This is a genomic window from Ruminococcus sp. AF37-20, from assembly GCF_003460465.1.
GTDB classification, from domain to species: domain Bacteria; phylum Bacillota; class Clostridia; order Oscillospirales; family Ruminococcaceae; genus Hominimerdicola; species Hominimerdicola aceti.
Window position 1 is genome coordinate 104,498 of record NZ_QTVE01000002.1, and the last position, 22,197, is coordinate 126,694.

The following is a 22,197-nucleotide window of genomic DNA, read 5'->3' on the forward strand; positions in this document are numbered from 1 at the left end:
TTCTCGTTTGCCTGTCCAATTCTACGTTATCCGCACAACGTTCGGCATATTTTTTCAAAACACTGTATGGCACAACATTTCCGCACACAGCACGTCTACACAAATTCATGAATAATCAAACCTTACCGCTTTGAGCGGGCTGTCGAGGGCGCCAGCCCCTACAGAGTTTCAGGCAAATTCGCTGTGCCGCAAAATCGCTACGCTCTTTGCGGATTTTACGTTGTGCTATGGGATAGAAAAAGCGGTGCAGAGTTTTGTGCTCCGACACCGCTTTGTTTTAATCACTACTTTATATTTCTTCTTTACTTTTTCTGCACCGCTTGATAGGCTTACGCCTATTGAGGCTCTGCCTCAAGCTCCGCAAGGGACTCTGTCCCTTGACCCTGCAAGCCCTCTAACGCCGGGCTTGTGCCTGCGTTTTATCTCTCGCTACGCTCGGTGTTGACTTTTACTTTATGCTTGTGATTTGTTCGATTGGCTATGCCATTCCTCACTCCTCACTCCTCACTTTAACCGAGAAGTTTATCCGCAATGGAATCCAGCCAGCCACCCTCGACTTCCTCTATTTTACCGCTGTCACAGGCTTTCGCAAACTTCGGGTCTATAGGCATTTTCGCCACAGCGTCGATACCAAACTTCACTGCCGCTTCGTCCACATGGCTTTCACCATAGATATTATGCTTCTTTCCACAATCAGGACACTCAAAATATGACATATTCTCCACTATTCCAAGCACCGGTACTTTCATCACATCCGCCATATGCACCGCTTTCTCGACTATCATGGAAACAAGCTCCTGCGGCGAAGTGACGATAACTATGCCGTCAACCTTAATGGATTGAAAAACTGTCAGCGGCACGTCGCCTGTTCCTGGTGGCATATCTATAAACATCACGTCAACGTCGTTCCATGCCACATCTGTCCAAAACTGCTTCACTGCGCCTGCGATAACAGGGCCACGCCATACAACAGGGTCAGTTTCATTTTCAAGAAGCAGATTAAGGCTCATTATCTCGATACCGGTCTTGCTCACCGCAGGGATAATGCCATACATATTGGTATTAGCTCTCTCGTGGATATTAAACGCTGTCGGTATAGACGGACCTGTTATGTCAGCGTCTAGCACAGCGGTCTTAAAACCACGTCTTTGTGCCGTTACTGCAAGCATACTTGTCACCAAAGACTTGCCTACGCCACCCTTTCCACTCATTACTGCATATACCTTTTTCACAGAGCTCGCAGCATTAAGCTCCTCTTTCAAGCTCTTTTTATCAGAGCATTTTGAAGCACAGTTTTCGCAATCATGTGTGCAGCCTTCGCTCATAGAATCATTCCTTTCAAGGCATTTACGCCTTTATTTACTATGTTAAGTATATCACTTTGACCGCGAAAAGTCAACCAATACTGACTTTTCACCCAAAGCACTGCTGCCGCATAAAATAAAACAGCCCTGCACCTTGTAACAAAATAGATACTTTGGTATAATACCCCGATAATAAGGCAATAATAGGAACAAGCAGGAGCAAAAGCCTGCAAATCAAGGCGAAAGCCCATAGAATAGGAGTGTTTACAAGTGACTGTACACAGGGGCGATATATATTATGCAGATCTCAGCCCAGTGGTAGGCTCAGAGCAAGGCGGTATGCGACCGGTGCTGATAGTACAAAATGACATAGGCAATAAGCATTCACCCACAGTGATAGCAGCGGCAATAACGAGCCGCCTTGATAAAGCGAAACTGCCGACACATATAGAAGTTGGCGGCGGCACCTGCGGACTAGCGAAAGATTCCGTGGTATTGTTGGAACAGATCCGTACATTGGACAAGAAAAGGCTAAAGGAGAAAATGGGAACACTTGACGTAAGCTCCATGTCCGCAGTAAATTCGGCATTATCAATAAGCTTTGGATTAAAGCTCTAGTTTAATGAGGAATGACAACGCCTAACCGAACAAATCACAAACACCAAATAAAGAACAAAACAAAGCGGTGTCGGAGTGAAAACTCTGCACCGCTTTTCTATCCCAAAAAAATCCGTAGGGGCGGTCAAAAACCGCCCTTATAATAGTCACATCAAACCTATCCGAGAATATCAGAGTGTAGCAATAATAATTCCTCACTCCTCACTCCTAGCTCCTCACTAATCACAACCCTGTGAAAAGGCAGATTGTAAGCCGCATAATCAGTTATGCCCTTGCCCTGATTAGGATTAGCCTTTGAGTAAACAGCGTCACAACAGAATAATACAACAAGTATCACGCACGCCGCAAACCTTGCCTTGAATGGTATCTTCTTCAAAAGATCATCAAAAAACGGTGCCATGATGTATATTCCTGCACAGCCTGCAAAGCCAAATATCAACGCTCCCTCAAGACATATCCTGCCATTGATGTTGCAGAAATATCCCGTATAATCCCAATATTTCATGTGCTTGAACGTTTCAAGATACCAGCTCGTTGCGTATTCGACCACTGAGCATAACCCCACAACAAGGAAAAAAGTCGCCACATGGTGGTCTATGAACCGCTTCAGCAGTATGATACCGCACACACCGCCAAATCCATATATAGGAAGCCATGGACCAAACATGGTTCCTCGATTGACGAAAACTCCGTCCTCAACGATGTGTATGCCCACTTCCCATATCCAGCCTATAAATGCGAATATGAAAAACAGCAGTATATACGTCATGAGTGTATAGTTTCTGTGATAGTCACGGTGAACTATAGTCTTGTTGGCAAATCGGCTGAAATGCGCCTTTCTGTCTACCGCAAGACCGGGGTATTGCTCAAATTCCCGCAGATCGTCAAGCGTCAGCGTTCTCTCCATTATTCACCGCCCCCATTCTCATTATTTTCAGGCACTTTTATCGTGCATATCGGTATGCTTCTAACAATGTCAGGATTTTCGCCCTTTTGTGCAGCTTCCTCAGCCATAAGCTCTTCCAGAAGGTCAAGGTCAAGCAGCTTATCATTAAGCTCCTCATAGCCCTCTATCTTGTTCTTGATAGCCTCACGCCTTAGCTGTAAATACACCTCTGCGTCTATCGCCGTTGTATATGGGTTAGACCAGAATACTCCCACCGCACCGAACGATATGCTCGAAAGCAGTGTCCAGCCTATCATAGAAAGATCCACCTTGAAAAGCTGCCACTTGTATCCCCTAGTCATGGCGATAGAAAGCTTTATTGCCTTTCTCGTCTTGATATTAGGGTTTTCCGCACATATGAACGGCACCATTGAATAGGCATAATGTTTTATAGGATATCCCACGATAGTAAACGCCCATAAGGTCTGATATATGCTGGTTACAAACATAGTCCTTGCGGGGTGAAGCGTTCTCTCGCGGAAAAGAAAGCCTAGTCTGCCTATCTTCGTTTTCTTGTATGTGTGATTTTCAAGGAAAAATCTTCTCTCACATACCCAAAGCACATTCACTATGAATATGGTGAACATCAACTGGAAAATAAAATACACGAATGAAACTATAGTATCCCATGTGGATTTTTTTCCTAAAACATTCATTATGGCAGTAAGCAACGAAAACTGATAGGAATTAGAGCTTGTTGCACTGTCAAAATAAACCGAAGCAGAGGCTGTAAAATTATTGAGCCTGTCATTAAGATAGGTCTGTGCCTTTTCCTTTGCATTTCGGCTAAAAGAAAAAGCGTCTGCCAGTGCTTCCAAGTTAGAAGTGTCGTTTGATGAACCAAAGAACGTGACTTCCTTTGAATTTAACCCGTCAACTCCGTATTTTTTATAAGCATCCAGCCACTTTTTTACAGCGTCAGGATTGTCTATCTGCCACTTGTCACTGACCTGCTCTGCTGTAAGCTCATTTTTAACCATGTCCTCAATGATCTCATCCTTATCTTCGGCGTCATATTTAAGATCAGCAACGTGAGAATTATCATAGCTTGACACATTCTGCGTTGTCGAGCCATATTCTCCTGCAATAAATACCATTATGAAGCACACTGCTATGCAGGCGATATAATTTCGCTTCACCCTGCCTTTAGCCGACTGCTTTATTTTTTTTCGGTCAAGCTTTATGACCACCGGCTTATCTTCATTTTTCTTCATCTAAAACTATGCCCCCGACGGGACATATCCTCCCTTCACACATACCACTTAACAAAACACTACATAATCAACAATAAATCGACTATTTAATTATATCTTTTTTTTGTGAATATGTCAACGTTTTTGAGATCAAAACAAGCTTATTTTAAGATAACTTTAAGTTTACGTTTAAAACGCCAAACTTTTTTTGCATATTTTCATCTGCAATGTAGAAAATAACATCAAATGACGATATTCATTAATAGGAGTGATATAATGAAAGCCACTAAGCTTATGAAAACCTCACCCTCTGTCATCTCTTTCGCAGCCATAGGCGGCAAGAAAGAAAACGAAGGACCTTTGGGCGACTATTTTGACAAAATAAATGACGATCCCTATTTATCCACAGATAGCTTTGAAAAGGGCGAAAGTCAGCTTCAAAAGCAGGCAGTGCTTCACGCTTTGAATAAAGCCGCCCTCTCCCCCGAGGATATAGACGTGCTTTTCGGCGGTGATCTGCTAAATCAGTGTGTCGGCACTACCTATGGCGTAAGAGCCTTTGAAATGCCCTTCCTCGGCATTTACGGAGCCTGCTCCACCATGGCGGAGGGACTTCTCCTCGCCTCTCTTTTCGTTGACAACGACCTGGCAAAAAAAGCAATGGCGGTCACATCTTCCCACTTCTGCACCGCTGAAAGACAGTACCGTTTTCCCCTCAACTACGGTGGACAGCGTACTCCCACATCTCAGTGGACAGCCACAGCCTCAGGCTCATTGGTGGTTGCCCCCTCGGACAAGCCTCCCTACATCAGGGGCTGTACTATCGGAAAAATAGTTGACTTGGGCGTAAGCGACGCCAACAACATGGGTGCAGCCATGGCTCCTGCAGCCTTTTCCACTATAAGCACCTTTTTCACCGACACAGGCATGACCCCCTCCGACTTTGATTACATCGTCACAGGCGACCTTGGCAAAGTCGGAAGCCGTATTCTCTGTGAGCTTTTCGAGCGTGAAAATATAAATATCCGTGACAATCATAAAGATTGCGGCATGATGCTCTACGACTTTGACGAGCAGGATATCCACGCAGGTGGAAGCGGCTGCGGGTGTGCAGGAAGCGTTCTGTGCGGCTATTTTCTCCCGAAACTCCGTGCAGGTGAAATAAAAAATATCCTCTTTGCTGCCACAGGTGCGCTAATGTCACCAACAGTAAATCAGCAAGGGGAATCTATTCCATCTATATCACATCTCGTATGGCTGTCAGGGAGAAAAGATACGAAAGGAGCAAACTAATGGACTATCTAATGGCTTTTCTTATAGGAGGTCTTTTTTGTGCCATAGGACAGGTGCTTATGGACTTCACAAAACTGACCCCCGCACGAATACTGGTGGCATACGTCACAGGCGGCGTGCTTCTGGGTGCGCTGGGACTTTATAAGCCACTTATAGACCTCGCAGGCTGTGGCGCAACTGTCCCTCTCACGGGCTTCGGCTATCTTCTCTATAACGGTGTCCGTGAACAAATAGATAAAATAGGCTTCCTAGGCATTTTCACAGGGGGACTTACCGCCTCCGCCGCAGGCATAACTGCAGCCATGACATTCGCCTTTATCTTTTCGCTTTTCTTTAAAAGCTCAGCAAAAGAATAGTTTTATCTTGACAAACCCCAACCCCAGTGGTATTATAAAGATATGTAAATTGGGGGTGCAAAATAATGTACAAACAGATATATCCCGTCATAGGCGACGAAAAAAACCTGCCATTTTATGTGGTAGGTCTGGGACTTGAAAGCTGGCAGTTTCCAATAAAACGTGCAGATGGTTACGAGTACCCACAAATATTTTTGTCACGTTCAGGGGAGGGCGAGGTCATAATAAACGGAGAAACCACAAAAATACCGCCCGATACTGTTTTCTATATCCCCCCATTCTGTCCACATGAGTATCATGCGCTAAGCGATGCGTGGTATCTGGATTGGATAGTCTTTTCCGGCTCACAGGTCATTCCCCTCTTGGAGCAGTGGAAGCTTAATAAGTTCACCGCCATTCAAGGGGTAGATATGGACAGATTACGCCGTATCATAACACGCATCTATTATACTCTGAAAAGTGATAAGCTTTATGGAAATCATTACGCTTCAGCACAACTTTACGACTTTCTTATAGAATATCGTAAAATAGCTGATAACAGGCTCTCGTCATTTTATACCGCACAATCTGTTGCCTTGGCAGACGTATTGCAGTATATTGAAGAGCATTATCCGGAGCAAATAAAGCTTAACGAGCTTGCAAAGATCGCAGGAGTATCCGAGCAGCACTTATGCAGACTTTTTAAGAAAAATTTTCAGCTCAGACCTATGGAGTATCTTGCGCAAGTAAGAGTACAGCACGCAAAGGATCTGCTTGTGTATTCCAACAAGACCATAGGCGAGATATCAGATGAAACGGGCTTTCAGGACGGATCTTATTTCTCTGTGGTATTCAAACGGTATGAAAATATGACTCCGGGAGAGTATCGGAGAATAAAGGTGTAGGCTAAGTGAGGAGTGAGGAATGGCATAGCCAAACCTAGCAAAGAGCCACTACCAAGTAGAAGAAACACAAACTAAAGCAAATAACAAAGCGGTGTCGGAGTAAAAAACTCTGCACCGCTTTTACTATCTCATTTAACAACCCCCCGCAAAAAGCGAGGCGATCTTGCGGCGGTAGAATTTGCGAACAAAAAAAGAGCGGTCAAAACCGCCCTTTTAAAATCATATAAAACCTATCCGAGAATATCAGAGTAAAAGCAAGAATAATTCCTCACTCCTAACTCCTCATTACTTAGAAAGCAGCTTCTTTATTCTCTCCATAGCCTCAACAGTTCTGTCCTTATCACCAAAAGCAGTAAGTCTGAACCAGCCCTCACCGTTCTTGCCAAAACCTGCGCCAGGTGTGCCAACAACATTTGCATTCTCAAGAAGATAATCAAAAAACTCCCATGAACCCATGTTGTTAGGGCACTTGAGCCAAATGTATGGCGAGTTCTTGCCGCCTGTGTACTTGATACCAAGCTCGTCAAGTGTGGAAGCCATTACCTTTGCGTTGTTCTGATAGTATTCAATGTTTGCTCTTGTCTGTTTCTGACCCTCCTCAGTGAATACAGCCGCAGCAGCACACTGAACAGGATATGATACACCATTGAACTTTGAGCCTTCACGTCTGCCCCAAAGCTGAGCGATAGATACTTCACTACCGTCAGACGCCTTAACAACAAGCTCGTGTGGGATAACTGTATATCCGCATCTCATTCCTGTGAAGCCTGCTGTCTTTGAAAGTGAGCACATCTCGATAGCACATTCCTTTGCACCCTCAACAGCAAAAATACTTCTTGGTACGTCCTTTTCTGTAATGAATGCCTCGTATGCAGAATCGTAAATGATGATAGCGTTGTTCTTCTTTGCATAGTCTATCCAAACTTTAAGCTGCTCCTTAGTGTAAACAGAACCCGTTGGATTGTTAGGTGAGCAAAGATAAATAATGTCGCACTTTACGTTCTCGTCAGGCATAGCCGCAAAGTTGTTCTCCTCGTTTGAATCAGCATAAATTACCTTTCTGCCGTTCATAAGATTCGTGTCAACATAAACAGGATATGCAGGGTCTGTGATAAGCACTACATTGTCGTCACCGAAAATGTCAACAATGTTTCCGCAGTCAGACTTTGCACCGTCGTTTATCCTGATGTCGTCAGCAGGAATGTCAACACCGAAACTCTTGTAGTAGCCTGCAACAGCCTCTTTCAGAAAGTCATATCCTGCACCGCTGTCCTCATAGCCCTTGAATGTTTCCTTGACGCCCATTTCGTCAGCGCCCTTTTTCATTGCCTCAACAACGCACTTTGCGATAGGCTGAGTAACGTCGCCGATACCCATTCTGATGATGTCAGCCTCAGGGTGTGCCTCAGTGAAGGCCTTTACCTTCTTGGCAATGTTTATAAAAAGATAATTCTTTTCCAGCTTAAGAAAATTTTCGTTGATACTTGGCATAATTCCAACTCCTTTTCATTTTTGCGACCCGAAGTTTCACGGGTCAAACTTATAAAACGCACACAGCCGCAAAGCACATTCAAAACGCTCTGCGGCTGCCGCTTTTTTAACGCAGTGTCCGCTGCGAAATTTACATTACGATGTGACCTGAGAATACTGTTACAGCGTCGCCTGTAAGATATACAGCCTCGTCTGTGTATCTTATCTTAAGAGTGCCTCCCTTAAGTATAACAGATATTTCCTCGTCCTTTTTGCAGAATCCGTTAAGAACAGCCGCAACTGCTGCTGCACAAGCACCGGTGCCGCAAGCCCAAGTCTCGCCGGAGCCTCTCTCCCATACTCTCATCTTGAGTGTGTGGTCGTCGATCACCTTGATGAACTCAGCGTTCACTCTCTCAGGGAATATCTTGTCATGCTCGAACTCAGGACCTACCTTGTCAATGTCAAGGCTGTCAACATTGTTCATGAATACAACAGCGTGAGGGTTGCCCATTGAAACGCAGGTGATGTTGTAGTCATTTCCTGCAATGTTCACCTTTCTGTCAACTACCCTGCCGTTCTCGTCAGGCTCAAGTTCAACAGGAACAAGGTGAGGAGCAAGAATAGCCTTGCCCATGTTTACAGTAGCACCGCTTACCTCACCGTAGTGACGGATAAGTGAAACTGTCATGATACCCGAAAGTGTTTCGATAGTCATTTCGTCCTTGTCAACAATGCCGTTATCTCTCATGAACTTAGCAACGCATCTGATACCGTTTCCGCACATCTTGCCCTCAGAACCGTCAAGATTGAACATTCTCATCTTAGCGTCTGCGACCTTTGAACGGCAGATAAGGATAACGCCGTCGCCGCCGATACCGAAGTGTCTGTCAGACAGGTTGAGTGCCAGACCCTCAGGATTGTCTATTCTCTGGTCAAAGCAGTTGAAGTAGATGTAGTCATTGCCGCAGCCCTGCATCTTTGTGAACTCAAATGTCTGCTTTTCCGTTCTCATGTTGTTGATATCAACTATCTCAGTAGTTGACTCAGTGTATTTACTTCTGATAGATGCCGCAATAGCGTTTGCAGTGTCGATAGAAGTCAGACAAGGAATATTCCACTCAACTGTCTTTCTTCTTATCTTAACAGAATCTCTTGTAGGTATTCTGCCCTTTGAAGAAGTTGAGATAACATAAGCTATCTTTCCGCTCTCGATAAGCGTGAGAGTGTTATTGTCCTCGTTCTCGTGTATCTTTGCCACTACCTCAGCGTCGATGCCATGCTCGTGAAGCACCTTAGCAGTGCCGTTTGTAGCGTATATCTTAAATCCAAGGTCAGCAAACATCTTAGCTGTCTGTGGTATCTCGCCCTTGTCAGAATCTCTGACAGTGATGAATACTCCGCCCTTCTTGCCAAGCTTGTAGCCCGCAGCTGTAAGGCCCTTATACAGTGACTCTTCAAGAGAATTAGAAACTGCAAGTACCTCTCCTGTTGACTTCATCTCAGGTCCAAGGTGGTTGTCAACGCCGATAAGCTTCTCGAATGAGAATACAGGAACTTTGACCGCAACATATGGTGAATTTCTGTAAAGACCGGTGCCGTAGCCCATGTCCTTGAGCTTCTCGCCAAGCATACACTTAGTTGCAAGGTCTACCATAGGAACGCCCGTTACCTTAGAGATATAAGGGATAGTTCTTGAAGAACGTGGGTTTACCTCGATAACATATATCTCGTCATGGTAAGCGATATACTGAATGTTTACAAGACCCTTTGTGTTAAGTGCGATAGCAAGCTTCTTTGAGCACTCGATAATTCTGTTTATCAGGCTGTCAGAAACGTTCCATGCAGGATAAACCGCAATAGAGTCGCCTGAGTGGATACCTGTTCTCTCGATATGCTCCATGATACCAGGGATAAGAATATCCTCACCGTCACAGATAGCGTCTATTTCAAGCTCAGTACCCATAAGATACTTGTCTATAAGTACAGGGTTCTCTATTCCCTGGTCGAGAATGATAGCCATGTATTCCTTGATATCGTCATCGTTGAATGCGATTATCATGTTCTGTCCGCCGAGAACGTAAGAAGGTCTCATAAGAACAGGATAGTGTATCTTATTTGCGACCTCAAGAGCCTCATCGCAAGTCATAACAGTGAAGCCCTGCGGTCTTTTTATCTTAAGCTGTTCAAGCAGCTCGTCAAATCTCTCTCTGTCCTCAGCAGCGTCGATAGCGTCAGGAGGAGTACCCAGAATGTTTACACCATGCTCAGCCATGTGCTTTGTTAGCTTGATAGCAGTCTGTCCGCCGAATGCCACAACAACTCCAACAGGCTTTTCAACTCTGATGATGTTCATAACGTCCTCGTCAGTAAGAGGCTCGAAATAAAGTCTGTCAGCAGTGTCAAAGTCAGTTGAAACTGTCTCAGGGTTGTTGTTTACGATAACAACGTCATAGCCCTTTTCTTTCAAAGCCCATACGCAGTGAACTGACGCATAGTCGAACTCGATACCCTGACCTATTCTGATAGGACCTGAACCGAATACTATAACAGTCTTTCTGTCATGACCCCTGTTTGCAATGAACTCGCTTGCCTCGTCCTCGTTGTCATATGTTGAGTAGAAGTAAGGTGTCATAGCCGCAAACTCAGCCGCACAGGTATCAACCATTTTAAATACAGCATGAACAGGCTTTTCTATCTTCTTGCCTGTTATCTTCTCGATGACCTTATCAGTATAGCCTATCTTCTTAGCTTCAAGATAAGTGTCCTCATTGAAGTCATTCTTGAGCGTCTTTTCCATGTCGATAAGCTTGCAAAGCTTGTAGAGGAACCATTCGTCTATCTTAGTGATGCTGTGTATCTCATCAACAGAAACTCCACGTCTGAGAGCCTCGTATACAACGAAAAGTCTTTCGTCTGTGCAGTCAGAAAGTCTGTCACGGATAGTCTTGTCATCAAGATCAAGCATCTTAGGTGAGATAAGGCAGTCATGACCTATCTCAGCACCCCTTACAGCCTTCATTATAGCCTGCTCAAAAGTTGAGCCGATTGCCATGACTTCACCTGTAGCCTTCATCTGTGTACCAAGCTCACGCTTAGCATAAACGAACTTGTCGAAAGGCCACTTAGGGAGCTTAACAACAACATAGTCAAGGGCAGGCTCAAAGCAAGCATAAGTCTTGCCTGTTACAGCATTCTTTATCTCGTCAAGAGTATATCCGATAGCTATCTGAGCTGCAACCTTAGCGATAGGATAACCGGTCGCCTTAGATGCAAGTGCAGAAGAACGTGAAACTCTAGGGTTTACCTCGATAACAGCATACTCGAAGCTATCAGGGTTAAGAGCGAACTGACAGTTACAGCCACCCTCTACTTTAAGAGTATCGATTATCTTCAAAGCCGCAGAACGGAGCATCTGATATTCCTTATCAGCCAGCGTAACAGCAGGAGCGATAACGATAGAGTCGCCTGTGTGAACACCAACAGGGTCAAAGTTCTCCATAGAGCAAACCGTGATAACGTTGCCCTTAGCGTCTCTAATTACCTCGAACTCTATCTCTTTCCAGCCTGCGATACATTTCTCAACAAGCACCTGAGTGATAGGTGAAAGATAAAGACCATTTCTTGTGATCTCTTTCAGTTCTTCTTCATCATTAACGATTCCTCCGCCTGTACCGCCAAGTGTAAAGGCTGGTCTGATGATAAGAGGATAACCGATACCGGGCTGATTAGCGAAGTCTACAGCGTCCTCAACAGTATTAACGACCTTTGAAGGGATACATGGCTGACCGATAGACTCCATAGTGTCCTTGAACATCTGTCTGTCCTCAGCCTTGTCGATAGTTTCAGGGTTAGCACCAAGAAGCTTAACATTATACTTGTCAAGGAATCCCTCCTTAGCAAGCTGCATAGAAAGCGTAAGACCCGTCTGACCGCCAAGGGTAGAAAGCAGGCTGTCAGGGCGTTCTTTTTTGATAACTCTCTTAACAGTTTCAAGAGTAAGCGGCTCAATGTATATCTTGTCAGCCATAGCATTGTCCGTCATGATAGTAGCAGGGTTAGAGTTTATAAGAATAACCTCCAGACCCTCCTGCTTGAGCGCACGGCAAGCCTGTGTACCTGCATAGTCAAACTCAGCAGCCTGACCTATAACGATAGGACCTGAGCCGATAACGAGAACTCGCTTTATATCTTTATTTAAAGGCACTTAAATTCAATCCTTTCTGAAAAGTTTAGGGAAACGCTGAAAGTGAGGAGTGATGAGTGAGGAGTTATCCCTTCTCACACTCTCGAAAACCGCACCCAGCAGCCCTCTGTGTTAAAGCTTAACGACCTCAGTAAAACATAATGTAGGGGCGAACAGCGTTCGCCCGTTCACTATCACGACCGCCCCATATAAAAGCCGCTCGAATAATGAACACTACAATAGTCATATCAAACACATTCCGTCAGCCACGGGCGAACACTGTTCGCCCCTACTGTTGCAGAAACTGAGATCAATAATTTCTATACTTCAAAAAATCAGAGCTTATTTCTTGTTAGTGTCAATTAGCTCAATAAACTCATCAAACAAGAAGTCAGTATCATGCGGACCACCACAAGCCTCTGGGTGGAACTGTACAGAAAATGCAGGCTCGTTGAGATATCTGATACCCTCACAAGTGCCGTCATTGGCATTTACATAAAGCACCTTTGCTTCACCCTCAGGGAGCGAATCGTTCTCTACTGCATATCCATGGTTCTGTGATGTTATGTAAACTCTGCCTGTTTCAGTGTTCTCAGCAGGCTGGTTTGCACCTCTGTGACCATACTTCAGCTTGTGTGTCATCGCACCATGTGCAAGCGCCAAAAGCTGATGGCCCAAACAAATTCCAAAAGTAGGTATCTTCATCTCGGAAAGCTTTTTAAGCTCCTCGATTATCTCCACATTCTCCGCAGGATCTCCAGGTCCGTTTGAAAGCATTATGCCGTCAGGTGCAAGCTCCTTTATCCTCTCTGCCTTTGTGTATGCAGGAACAACAGTTACTTCGCAGCCTCTCTTAACAAGCTCTCTTCCAATGTTGTGCTTTGCACCAAAATCGTAAAGCACTACCTTTCTCTTGACCTCTCCCTCAGGCTCGAATGTTTTCTCCTCCGAGCAGGTAGTGTTCTTTACAGCCTCAACTATCGTGTAGTTCTTAAGATCTGTCAGTCCGAAACTTGATCCCTCAGGAACGATCTTTCCGTTCATAACACCCGACTCACGAACTATTTTTGTGAGCTGACGAGTGTCGATACCGTAAAGACCTACGATGTTATGCTGCTTTAAAAAAGTGTCAAGATCACCCTCACAACGGAAGTTGCTAGGCTCTTGACACCAATCTCTAACAATATAAGCTTTAACATGAGGACATTCACTTTCAAAATCCTCAGGAATAACGCCATAGTTACCAATTAACGGAAATGTCTGAACAACTATCTGTCCGTAGTAACTAGGGTCAGTAAGTGTTTCGAGATAGCCTGTCATAGCCGTAGTAAAAACAATTTCGCCAATAGCTTCGCCAGCTGCGCCGAAACTTTTACCCTCGAAAATAGTACCGTTCTCCAAAATCAGATACGCCTTCTGCACTATAAGCTCCTCCTTTTTCACGCAAATTTTTACGATTACTATTATAACACAACCGCCTGCCTTTGTAAAGGCTTTTAACACTTTTTTTAGTTTTTATTTTTCAGTGTAAAATAAAAAACGAGCAGACCGAAGTCCACTCGTCTAAAATACTATTTTCTCTTTTTCAACGCCGCTTTAAGCCCTCTCATGATAACATCTCTCGCCATAACAGCGTCCTCCTTGTCAAGAGGCGGCGTGTCACCAAGAGGATAATCTATACCTAGCTGCTCATACTTTACCTTGCCCATAGTGTGATAAGGCAGAACGTCAAGAGCCTTCAAAGTCTTGAGCTGTGAGATAAACTCACCCAGCCTGAAAAGATATTCTTCCTTGTCCGTGATACCCGGCACAACAACATGACGTATCCATATAGGCACACCATGCTCCGACAAAAACTTCGCAAACGCAAGAATGTTGTCATTGTAATGCCCCGTAAGCTTCTTGTGTTCCTCACGGTCAATATGCTTGATATCCAGCATAACAAGGTCAGTGCATTTGCAAAGCCTTTCAAACTTTTCCGTGCTGTCAGGCGTAAAAGTGATGCCCGAGCTGTCAAGACAAGTGTGTATCCCCTTTTCCTTAGCCTTTTCAAAAAGCTCCGTCACAAAGTCTATCTGCACCAAAGGCTCGCCGCCCGTGCAGGTAATTCCGCCGTTTTTCATGAACTCTTTTACCGAGTCATATTCCGCCAGCAGACTTTCCACTGTCCTCTTTGTACCTGTGCCTATCTTCCAAGTATCAGGATTGTGGCAGTAAAGACACCGCATAGGACAGCCCTGAAAGAAAATAACAAACCTTATCCCCGGTCCGTCCACCGTACCAAAGCTTTCCGTAGAATGTATAAATCCCTCCATGGGATATCCCTCCTTTTTTATTTCGCATGAACGCACGACCGTTCAACCTGCACAAACCATTCTGTATTGGTTGACACCCTCGACGTCCCGTTTCTGCTCGCTCACAAATTTATATCACCGCATACCTATCCGCAAAAAGCAACAAACGAGCGGCAGCTCTCATCCACATAAAACAAGATGTTCCATGTAAGACGACGCCGACCGCCCGTGTGCATATTATCCGCAAAGAAACTCATTCTATGCGGCAAAGCTCAAATTAAAGGCTCTTGTGGAACGTTCTTGAAATAACGTCGTCCTGCTGCTCCTTAGTAAGCTTTACGAAGTTTACAGCGTAGCCTGAAACTCTGATAGTGAGCTGTGGATACTTCTCAGGGTGAGCCTGAGCGTCCAGAAGAGTTTCTCTGTTAAGTACATTTACATTAAGGTGATGACCGCCTTTTTCAGCATATCCGTCAAGAAGTCCGATAAGGTTGTCTACCTGTGCCTCTGTTGGTTCAAAGTTTGCCATAGTATTACATTCCTTTCTTAGTATTTATGGAAAACAAGCGGAGAACGAACCTCCGCCGTTTTCTAAAATAGGGAGTTAATCTTCATCTCTGTCAACAGCGTCCTCTTCTGTAGGCTGACAGCAAGCCGTCTTGCCGTCACCGCCACAATCGGAAGTGCTGTAAGTTTTAACGTTCAGACCTTCTTCGGTTTCGTCAACGTCTATCGTAAGATGACCTTGACCGCCCATCATAAGTCTGTCAATGACGTCAACAAGCTCGTTTACCTGAGACTCGTCCTCGTCCTTTTTAACATTAAACCCCATCTTCGTTAAGCTCCTTAGCTATGCTTTCGATATCAAGGTCGCCCATGAATACCTTGTCATCCTTGCCAAGAGCGTCAGGAATGATAGAGAATGTGTTTGAGATACCGTCCTGAGCGTGTCTGAATGGCAGCTTAGCAACTGAAGAAAGTGATGCAGATGCGCCGTGAGTATCTCTACCGTGCATTGGGTTAGCACCAGGAGCAAGAGGCACACCGATCTTTCTTCCGTCAGGTGTAGAACCGGTCTTCTTACCATAAACAACGTTAGATGTGATAGTAAGGATAGACATTGTAGGAACACCATCTCTGTATGTGTGGTGCTTTCTAATCTTGTCCATAAATGTTCTAACGAGGTCAACTGCGATCTTGTCAACTCTCTCGTCGTTGTTGCCATACTTAGGGAAATCGCCCTCAACTTCGTAGTCAGTTACGATTCCGTCCTCATCTCTGATGCACTTTACCTTAGCGTACTTGATAGCAGAAAGTGAGTCAGCAACAACTGACAGACCTGCGATACCTGTAGCGAAGTATCTCTTAACATCTCTGTCATGAAGAGCCATCTGAACTCTCTCATAAGAATACTTATCGTGCATATAGTGGATAACGTTCAGTGTATTTACATAAAGACCAGCCAGCCACTCCATCATATCGTCATACTTAGCCATTACATCATCATAATCGAGGTAATCGCCTGTAACTGGACGATACTTAGGACCTACCTGTATCTTAAGTCTTTCGTCAACACCGCCGTTGATAGCATAAAGCAAGCACTTAGCAAGGTTAGCTCTTGCACCGAAGAACTGCATTTCCTTACCGATCCTCATTGAAGATACACAGCAAGCGATAGCGTAGTCGTCGCCGTGTGTAACTCTCATAAGGTCGTCGTTCTCGTACTGGATAGCAGAAGTCTTGATAGAAGTCTTAGCACAGAACTTCTTGAAGTTCGAAGGAAGCTTAGTGCTCCACAGAACTGTCATGTTTGGCTCTGGTGCAGGACCAAGGTTCTCAAGTGTGTGGAGATATCTGAATGAAGTCTTTGTTACCATTGGAACGCCGTCGATAGAAACGCCGCCGATAGACTCTGTTACCCAAGTTGGGTCGCCTGAGAACAGTGAGTTGTACTCAGGTGTTCTTGCAAACTTAACCAGTCTGAGCTTCATGATGAAGTGGTCAACAAGCTCCTGAGCCTCCTGCTCTGTGAGGATACCTCTGTCCATATCTCTCTTGATATAGATATCAATAAATGTAGAAGTTCTGCCAAGTGACATTGCAGCACCGTTCTGCTCCTTAACAGCAGCAAGGTAGCCGAAGTACAGCCACTGGATAGCTTCCTTAGCGTTCTTAGCAGGACGTGAAATATCGTATCCGTAGATCTCGCCAAGCTTCTTGAGTTCGCCAAGGGCTCTGATCTGCTCAGAAAGCTCTTCTCTAAGTCTGATGTTCTTAGAAGTCATTCTTACCAGTGATGTAGCAAGCTGATCCTTCTTGTCCTCAACGAGATAGTCTATACCATAAAGAGCAACTCTTCTGTAGTCGCCTATGATTCTTCCTCTGCCGTAAGCGTCTGGAAGACCTGTGATGATAGCAGCGTGTCTGGCAAGCTTCATTTCAGGTGTGTAAGCGTCAAAAACGCCCTGATTGTGAGTTTTTCTATATTCAGTAAAGATCTTTACAACTTCAGGATCAACTGTGTAGCCGTTCTGCTCGCAAGCATTCATAGCCATTCTGATACCGCCGAAAGGCTGAAGAGAACGCTTGAAAGGCTTGTCAGTCTGGAAACCAACGATCTTTTCAAGATCCTTGTTAAGGTAACCAGGGCCGTGTGAGGTGATAGTAGAAACGATCTTAGTGTCCATATCGAGAACACCGCCGGCTTCTCTCTCTTTTTTTGAAAGCTCCATTACCTGTTCCCAGAGCTTAGTAGTTGCTTCTGTAGGGCCTGTAAGGAAGCTGTCGTCACCGTCATATGGTGTGAAGTTCTTCTGGATAAAATCACGAAGATTGATAGAAGTGTTTGACCATCTGCCGGGCTTAAAGCCTTCCCATTCGTCATAAAACTGTCTTTCCATTTTATACTCTCCTGACATAAGATTTCGGGCAGCACATATTACCTCAATATTCAGTATTGCATACCTATTAATAATACTACCGCTCGTATGTTAAAATAATAACATACTTCAAAATCAAAGTCAAGTCACATTCAGAAATATTACTCTTACGCCATACTTCTTTCATATGTTAGAATCGGTTACCCAATTCACGGAAAATTATTTGAATAAAAAAAAGTGATCGCCTACAAAAAGCTCAAACATTTTTTGCAATAAAAGCGGTGCAGAGCATTCCGCTCCGACACCGCTTTGTAATTGATTTTTTTGCAATTCTTCTATTGCTTTTCTGCACCGCTTGCAGGCTTACACCTATCAAGGCTCTCTCCGCAGACCTTTCATCAGCTTAGTTTGTGGGTGCTTTTACTTTGCAAAGGAAATTACGCTCTCTCGACTTTGAGCAGATTTGTCGTTCCGCTCATTCCAAGCGGTACTCCTGCTGTAATAACGACAAGGTCGCCCTTCTTCAGATAGCCAAGCTCCACAGAACGCTCCAGAGCGTGTCTGATGAGTTCGTCAGTGTTTGTTTTCTCTTCGATAACGCCTGCTCTGATACCCCATGAAAGGCTGAGCTGATGATATGTTGTATCGTCAGTTGTAAGTGCGATTATAGGACAGTTCGGACGGAATTTTGAAAGCGTTCTTGCTGTTGTTCCGCCCTTTGTTACTGTCAGGATCGCTACAGCATTAAGGTCATGGGCAGTTGTAACAGTAGCGTGTGAGATAGCGTCAGTGATAGATGAATTTCTCTCGTCTGCTCTTTTCTTGAAACGTGAGATATAGTCGATATCCTTTTCGGTCGTTTCTGCGATAAGGCTCATGGTCTTGACAGCCTCAACAGGATATTTACCTGCGGCAGTTTCCCCTGAAAGCATTATAGCAGACGAGCCGTCATAAATAGCGTTTGCAACGTCGGTTATCTCGGCTCTTGTAGGACGTGCATTTGTTATCATAGACTCCAGCATCTGAGTAGCTGTGATAACGTTCTTGCCTGCGTTGTAGGCTTTTCTGATAAGCTCTTTCTGGATAGCAGGTATCTGCTCGAAAGGTATCTCAACGCCCATATCTCCTCTTGCTACCATTATTCCGTCAGCAGCGTCAAGGATCTCGTCGATATTGGCAACACCCTGAGCGTTTTCTATCTTAGCGATAATTCTAGGATTGAACCATCCAAGGCTCTGGGTAAATTTTCTAAGATAAATAACGTCAGCGCCTGTTCTTACGAATGAAGCTGCGATATAGTCAAATCCCATTTTTGCGCCAAATTCAAGGTCAGCCATATCAGCGTCAGAGATATAAGGCATAGAAAGGTTTACGTCAGGTACGTTGATACCCTTGTGGTCGGAAACAACTCCGCCGTGGATAACTTCGCAGACGATGTCAGTGCTGTCAACTCTGGTAGCTTTCAGCTCGATATTTCCGTCATTGATAAGTATTCTAGTGCCTACAGAAACGTCCTTTGGAAGCTGTGGGAATGTGATAGAGCAGATAGTTTCGTCGCCCTCCACTTCTCTTGTGGTAAGTGTGAATGTATCGCCGTCCTTGATAGTAACAGGCTTGTGATCCTTAAAGTTTTTAAGTCTTACCTCTGGTCCTTTTGTATCAAGAAGAGTTGCAATATTAACGCCAAGTTCTTCCCTTAGCTTGCATACAGTTTCAAAACGAGCCTTATGAACACTGTGGTCAGAGTGTGAGAAATTGAATCTCGCAACGTCCATGCCGTTTTTCATAAGCTCACGCATAATGTTTTCGTCATCTGTGGAAGGTCCGATAGTGCATACGATCTTAGTTTTTTTCATTTTTACTCTCCTAACATACATTACTATTTCAACGCATTAGCGTTTTAATCTAAAAAACAAAGCTTTTTCATTTATTATAACCGATTTTAACTTAATCGTCAATAGCGCAATGTATAATTTGTGTAAAATTGAAAGACAAAATCATACATTTGTTTTAAAACAAAAAACGGGCGGTCTCAATAACCGCCCGTTCAACATCTTATCTTCCGAAGCAATCCTCGCAAAGCTCACGAAGATCCTTTGCCGCCTTTTCAATATCAGGCTGAGAAACCACCGCAGAAACTACCGCAGCACCATCAATACCCATACCCTTAAAGTTCGGCACAGTTTTTTGATTAACTCCGCCTATTATTACGATAGGGATATCCACAGCGGCTCTTATTTCTGCAAGTTGTTCCTTTGTGACAGCTCTTGCGTCTGTCTTTGTGTTGGTGGCATACATTGCGCCAACGCCAAGGTAATCTGCACCGTCTGCCTGTGCTTTTTTAGCTTCTTCAAGAGTTGCCGCAGAAATACCTATTATCTTGTCCTCACCGAGGATTTTTCTTGCAACTGCACATGGCATATCGCTCTGTCCCAGATGAACGCCTGCACAGTCAACAGCCTGTGCAATATCAAGTCTGTCGTTGATGATAAGCGGCACATTGTATTTGTCCGTTATCTTTTTTACTCTGACTGCAAGCTCATAGAATTCTCTTGAAGTGCAGTCCTTTTCTCTTAGCTGGATAACTGTACAGCCGCCTTTTACGCCCTCCTCTACCGACTGCTCGATAGTTTCGCAGGACATAAGTCCACGGTCAGTGCAGAGATAAAGCGTGTAGTCAATTTTCGATTTGTCCATTTTTTTACCCTCTTATCTTTTATCATAAAATAACTTCCATACCTGTCTTGTATGGCTTCAACCCTGCTTTTTCGTAAAATTTTCTTGCCGATGGATTACACTCCCACACGTTGAGAGTAACATTATAACAACCCTGCTCCTTAGCGAATTTCTTCACTGCCTCGTAAAGCACCGAGCCGATATGCCGACCTCTGCAATTTTCATCAACGCACAGATCGTCGATATACAAAGTCTTTATATCCGTGAGAACATTGTCGCCCTTATGCTCCTGAAACACACAAAAAGCGTAGCCCTTCATCACATCATTTTCATCAACTGCGGCAAATATAGGCTTAGTTTTATCCTTGAACATAGCTTTAAGCTCGTTATCAGTATACTTTTTCGCACCCTCTTTAAAAAGATCAGGTCTGCCCTGCTGATGAACTCTCTCTACCTGATAGAGCAGGCTGTTCATTTGCGGTATATCCTTTTCACAAGCAAATCTTACGGTCATTTTTCATTCTCCTTTGTATGAAAAAGTATAATATGCAATGCAAACGGACGAACACTGTTCGCCCCCGCAAGCAACATCACCACATAAAATTTAGTGGCATCACATTGATATGATACCACTAGATCTGAAATATTGCAATACTAAACTTCTTCTATCTTAGCCTTAGCCGCAAATACCTGACTATTCATTTTGCTGATTGCGTCAATGATAGAAATATGGAAGCTTCCAGAGCCTATCTCTCCAGCATTTTCATATGCGAACTCGCCTGCTATGCCCATGCTTGCAATGCCTGTTACAGCGGCGGTATACATATCGTCGCAAGCACCTGCGAATGAGCCTACAAGTCCTGTTGTCATACAGCCTGTGCCTGTTACCTTTGAAAGATATGGGTGACCGTTTGATATCCTTGCGACTCTTTTTCCGTCTGTTATTGTATCCACCGCACCTGTGATAGCTGCAACGCAGTTATACTTTGCGGCTGTTTTTTTTGCAACGGAAACAGGGTCGTTTTTCTCGTCAGCTTCCGAGGTGTCAACACCCTTTGTGGAAACTTCTAGTCCTGCAAGATATGACATTTCAGAAAGATTTCCTCTGAGTATGCTTATTTTCACATTTTCAAGTATACGCTTTGCAGTTTCATTTCTGAAATTTGATGCGCCTGCTCCAACCGGGTCAAAAACTACAGGAACGCCAAGCTCGTTGGCTTTCTTTCCAGCAACTACCATTGACTCGACCGTTCTTGCATTGAGAGTACCCATGTTTATAACGAGAGCCTTTGAGATAGAAGTTATATCTGCTGCTTCTGCGATATCGTCTGCCATGATAGGTGAAGCGCCAATGGCGAGAATGCAGTTTGCAACGTCATTTACAGTAACATAATTTGTGATACAATGCACCAAAGGGCATATATCTCGTACCTTGTCTGCTGCTTTCGCACAGCTTTCAATTATAGTGCCCATTATGCTCTTACCTCCTTTGAGAAGCCAAGGAAATTATCAAATACTTTTGCCTTTTTAAGAGCTGTAACGATAACGATAGCAAGAACTGTACCGCCTGCACAGCTTACAAAGAAAGGCAGAATATAAACTGTTATTGCTGCGGCTGGTGCGCCAACAAGAAATCTGGCAACAGGATATGCAAGAAGTCCACCGAGGACTGATGTGCCGAAAAGCTCGCCGACATAAGCGGCAGGGAGCTTCTTTATGTACTTATAGAGCATACCTGCAACGAATGCGCCAACCATTGAGCCCGGGAACGCAAGGAGAGAGCCAAGTCCCAGAAGATTTCTGAGAAGTGCGGCTGTGAAGCCAACGCCCACTGCCCATGCAGGTCCAAGGAAAACTGCACCGATTATGTTTACAAGGTGCTGAACAGGTGCGCACTTTGAAGCGCCGATAGGGAACGAAACAAGCGAGCCTACCACTGCAAGGGCTACCAATACTGCTGCGAATACCAATTTGTGAATGTTTGTCTTTTTCATTTTTATTCCTCCATATCGTATCGCACCGCCGAACGAAAAAGAGCAAGATATCCAGCGGCGCACAGACCGTGGCTATGCTATCCGCTCACGATCTGACGTAAATT

General features: G+C 44.4%; 19 protein-coding genes. 4 read left to right on the forward strand and 15 right to left on the reverse strand.

Going from position 1 to position 22,197, the window contains the following annotated elements:
• Positions 1–509: 509 nt before the first annotated feature.
• Positions 510–1,325 carry an Mrp/NBP35 family ATP-binding protein gene (locus DW015_RS01670; RefSeq protein ID WP_117903727.1) on the reverse strand — a complete coding sequence of 272 codons (816 nt, stop codon included), beginning with the start codon at positions 1,323–1,325 and terminating at the stop codon, positions 510–512.
• A 249-nt stretch (positions 1,326–1,574) separates the two neighbouring features.
• Between DW015_RS01670 and DW015_RS01675 the strand changes: the two genes are divergently transcribed.
• On the forward strand, positions 1,575–1,922 hold the full coding sequence (locus DW015_RS01675; protein ID WP_022287405.1) for a type II toxin-antitoxin system PemK/MazF family toxin: 348 nt from the start codon (positions 1,575–1,577) through the stop codon (positions 1,920–1,922).
• Between the two features lie 157 nt (positions 1,923–2,079).
• On the opposite strand, the gene DW015_RS01680 is transcribed toward DW015_RS01675, so the two are convergent.
• Together DW015_RS01680 and DW015_RS01685 are read right to left on the reverse strand one after the other, a co-directional pair.
• The gene (locus DW015_RS01680) at positions 2,080–2,829 is read right to left on the reverse strand and encodes a putative ABC transporter permease (RefSeq protein ID WP_117896689.1); all 750 of its coding nucleotides are present in this window, start codon (positions 2,827–2,829) and stop codon (positions 2,080–2,082) included.
• Positions 2,829–4,082: a DUF975 family protein gene (locus tag DW015_RS01685; protein WP_117903729.1), complete on the reverse strand. Its 1,254-nt coding sequence runs from the start codon at positions 4,080–4,082 to the stop codon at positions 2,829–2,831. The genes DW015_RS01680 and DW015_RS01685 overlap by 1 nt, the downstream gene beginning before the upstream one ends.
• Positions 4,083–4,337: 255 nt before the next feature.
• Here DW015_RS01685 and DW015_RS01690 point away from each other — a divergent pair, with 255 nt between their 5' ends.
• The 3 genes from DW015_RS01690 to DW015_RS01700 all read left to right on the forward strand — a co-directional run bounded on the left by DW015_RS01690 (position 4,338) and on the right by DW015_RS01700 (position 6,594).
• A complete protein-coding gene (locus tag DW015_RS01690) occupies positions 4,338–5,354 on the forward strand; it encodes a stage V sporulation protein AD (protein WP_117903731.1) in 1,017 nt (338 codons plus the stop codon).
• On the forward strand, positions 5,354–5,710 hold the full coding sequence (spoVAE, locus tag DW015_RS01695) for a stage V sporulation protein AE (RefSeq protein WP_117903734.1): 357 nt from the start codon (positions 5,354–5,356) through the stop codon (positions 5,708–5,710). The genes DW015_RS01690 and spoVAE overlap by 1 nt, the downstream gene beginning before the upstream one ends.
• Positions 5,711–5,775: 65 nt before the next feature.
• Positions 5,776–6,594 (forward strand): AraC family transcriptional regulator, encoded by an 819-nt coding sequence (locus DW015_RS01700; protein ID WP_117903736.1) that lies wholly within the window; start codon positions 5,776–5,778, stop codon positions 6,592–6,594.
• A 285-nt stretch (positions 6,595–6,879) separates the two neighbouring features.
• Here the strand turns inward: DW015_RS01700 and DW015_RS01705 are convergent, their stop codons facing one another.
• The 12 genes from DW015_RS01705 to thiW all read right to left on the reverse strand — a co-directional run bounded on the left by DW015_RS01705 (position 6,880) and on the right by thiW (position 22,093).
• Positions 6,880–8,085 (reverse strand): LL-diaminopimelate aminotransferase, encoded by a 1,206-nt coding sequence (locus tag DW015_RS01705; protein WP_041337153.1) that lies wholly within the window; start codon positions 8,083–8,085, stop codon positions 6,880–6,882.
• A 130-nt stretch (positions 8,086–8,215) separates the two neighbouring features.
• Positions 8,216–12,271, reverse strand: a complete 4,056-nt coding sequence (carB, locus tag DW015_RS01710; protein ID WP_117903738.1) for a carbamoyl-phosphate synthase large subunit — start codon at positions 12,269–12,271, stop codon at positions 8,216–8,218.
• A gap of 321 nt (positions 12,272–12,592) precedes the next feature.
• Complete coding sequence (locus DW015_RS01715; RefSeq protein ID WP_041337647.1) at positions 12,593–13,675, reverse strand: carbamoyl phosphate synthase small subunit; 1,083 nt, start codon at positions 13,673–13,675, stop codon at positions 12,593–12,595.
• Positions 13,676–13,821: 146 nt separating this feature from the next.
• Positions 13,822–14,565, reverse strand: a complete 744-nt coding sequence (pflA, locus tag DW015_RS01720; RefSeq protein WP_117903740.1) for a pyruvate formate-lyase-activating protein — start codon at positions 14,563–14,565, stop codon at positions 13,822–13,824.
• 256 nt (positions 14,566–14,821) lie between these two features.
• Entirely contained in the window at positions 14,822–15,073 is a 252-nt protein-coding gene (grcA3, locus tag DW015_RS01725) for an autonomous glycyl radical cofactor GrcA3 (RefSeq protein WP_022287416.1), read from the reverse strand.
• Between the two features lie 75 nt (positions 15,074–15,148).
• Positions 15,149–15,376: a hypothetical protein gene (locus DW015_RS01730; protein ID WP_117903742.1), complete on the reverse strand. Its 228-nt coding sequence runs from the start codon at positions 15,374–15,376 to the stop codon at positions 15,149–15,151.
• A complete protein-coding gene (gene pflB / locus DW015_RS01735; RefSeq protein WP_117863209.1) occupies positions 15,366–17,444 on the reverse strand; it encodes a formate C-acetyltransferase in 2,079 nt (692 codons plus the stop codon). Before pflB ends, DW015_RS01730 begins: the two co-directional genes overlap by 11 nt.
• Positions 17,445–17,860: 416 nt before the next feature.
• Positions 17,861–19,279 (reverse strand): pyruvate kinase, encoded by a 1,419-nt coding sequence (pyk, locus tag DW015_RS01740; protein WP_117903744.1) that lies wholly within the window; start codon positions 19,277–19,279, stop codon positions 17,861–17,863.
• A 199-nt stretch (positions 19,280–19,478) separates the two neighbouring features.
• A complete protein-coding gene (gene thiE / locus DW015_RS01745) occupies positions 19,479–20,120 on the reverse strand; it encodes a thiamine phosphate synthase (protein WP_117903746.1) in 642 nt (213 codons plus the stop codon).
• Positions 20,121–20,142: 22 nt separating this feature from the next.
• A complete protein-coding gene (locus DW015_RS01750) occupies positions 20,143–20,613 on the reverse strand; it encodes a GNAT family N-acetyltransferase (RefSeq protein WP_117903748.1) in 471 nt (156 codons plus the stop codon).
• A 140-nt stretch (positions 20,614–20,753) separates the two neighbouring features.
• Entirely contained in the window at positions 20,754–21,572 is an 819-nt protein-coding gene (gene thiM, locus DW015_RS01755) for a hydroxyethylthiazole kinase (RefSeq protein ID WP_117903750.1), read from the reverse strand.
• Positions 21,572–22,093 (reverse strand): energy coupling factor transporter S component ThiW, encoded by a 522-nt coding sequence (gene thiW, locus DW015_RS01760; protein ID WP_046439968.1) that lies wholly within the window; start codon positions 22,091–22,093, stop codon positions 21,572–21,574. The genes thiM and thiW overlap by 1 nt, the downstream gene beginning before the upstream one ends.
• Positions 22,094–22,197: the final 104 nt, after the last annotated feature.

Coding starts and splice junctions, on each gene's coding strand:
- DW015_RS01670 (WP_117903727.1), bottom strand. CDS start 1,325: ATGAGCGAAGGCTGCACACATGATTGCGAAAACTGTGCTTCAAAATGC.
- DW015_RS01680 (WP_117896689.1), bottom strand. CDS start 2,829: ATGGAGAGAACGCTGACGCTTGACGATCTGCGGGAATTTGAGCAATAC.
- DW015_RS01685 (WP_117903729.1), bottom strand. CDS start 4,082: ATGAAGAAAAATGAAGATAAGCCGGTGGTCATAAAGCTTGACCGAAAA.
- DW015_RS01690 (WP_117903731.1), top strand. CDS start 4,338: ATGAAAGCCACTAAGCTTATGAAAACCTCACCCTCTGTCATCTCTTTC.
- spoVAE (WP_117903734.1), top strand. CDS start 5,354: ATGGACTATCTAATGGCTTTTCTTATAGGAGGTCTTTTTTGTGCCATA.
- DW015_RS01700 (WP_117903736.1), top strand. CDS start 5,776: ATGTACAAACAGATATATCCCGTCATAGGCGACGAAAAAAACCTGCCA.
- DW015_RS01705 (WP_041337153.1), bottom strand. CDS start 8,085: ATGCCAAGTATCAACGAAAATTTTCTTAAGCTGGAAAAGAATTATCTT.
- pflA (WP_117903740.1), bottom strand. CDS start 14,565: ATGGAGGGATTTATACATTCTACGGAAAGCTTTGGTACGGTGGACGGA.
- grcA3 (WP_022287416.1), bottom strand. CDS start 15,073: ATGGCAAACTTTGAACCAACAGAGGCACAGGTAGACAACCTTATCGGA.
- DW015_RS01730 (WP_117903742.1), bottom strand. CDS start 15,376: ATGGGGTTTAATGTTAAAAAGGACGAGGACGAGTCTCAGGTAAACGAG.
- pflB (WP_117863209.1), bottom strand. CDS start 17,444: ATGGAAAGACAGTTTTATGACGAATGGGAAGGCTTTAAGCCCGGCAGA.
- pyk (WP_117903744.1), bottom strand. CDS start 19,279: ATGAAAAAAACTAAGATCGTATGCACTATCGGACCTTCCACAGATGAC.
- thiE (WP_117903746.1), bottom strand. CDS start 20,120: ATGGACAAATCGAAAATTGACTACACGCTTTATCTCTGCACTGACCGT.
- DW015_RS01750 (WP_117903748.1), bottom strand. CDS start 20,613: ATGACCGTAAGATTTGCTTGTGAAAAGGATATACCGCAAATGAACAGC.
- thiM (WP_117903750.1), bottom strand. CDS start 21,572: ATGGGCACTATAATTGAAAGCTGTGCGAAAGCAGCAGACAAGGTACGA.
- thiW (WP_046439968.1), bottom strand. CDS start 22,093: ATGAAAAAGACAAACATTCACAAATTGGTATTCGCAGCAGTATTGGTA.